A 523-nucleotide genomic window follows, 5' to 3' on the forward strand; every position below is an offset into this window, starting at 1 on the left:
GCCCGCATCATAGCCAATGTAACGGACTTTACGCGCATCAAAGCCTTCGCCTTTAAATGCCGCCGCAATGACAAGGTGATCCATAGAGCCGCGCGCTGAGCCACCAGCAATCTTCACTTTGCGAGGATCGGCTTCAAACGCTTTTACTGCATCTTCCCATGTGTTGTATGGCGAGTCTGCAGAAGCAACAATCGCGCCGTAGTCTGCAACAGTTGCAGCAACAGGCGTTAGGTCACGGAAGGATTGAGGAAAAATACCGCTAAGAGAACGCACAACGATTGGTGTTGAGTTCACCATGAGCGTGTCTTCTTGGCGATCTGCCGTTTCAATTAAGTGAGCGATGGCTTTACCACCGCCGCCACCTGATAGGTTTTGAAACGACACGTTTTCTACGATGTCTGATTTTACTAACACATCACCCGTACCACGGGCGGTCATATCCCAACCGCCGCCAGCGCCACCTGGGATCAAGAAGTGCATTTTTTCAATATCCGCAGCAAAAGCGTTGAATGAGAATGAAGCT

The 523-nt window shown here is 50.5% G+C and carries 1 protein-coding gene; it reads right to left on the reverse strand.

Annotation, left to right across the window (positions count from 1 at the left end; all coding sequences use genetic code 11):
- On the reverse strand, positions 1–523 hold a 523-nt coding region (locus R7P74_RS29210), incomplete at both ends, for a tripartite tricarboxylate transporter substrate-binding protein (RefSeq protein WP_318124221.1).

It is taken from the genome of Vibrio sp. 2033, from assembly GCF_033339735.1.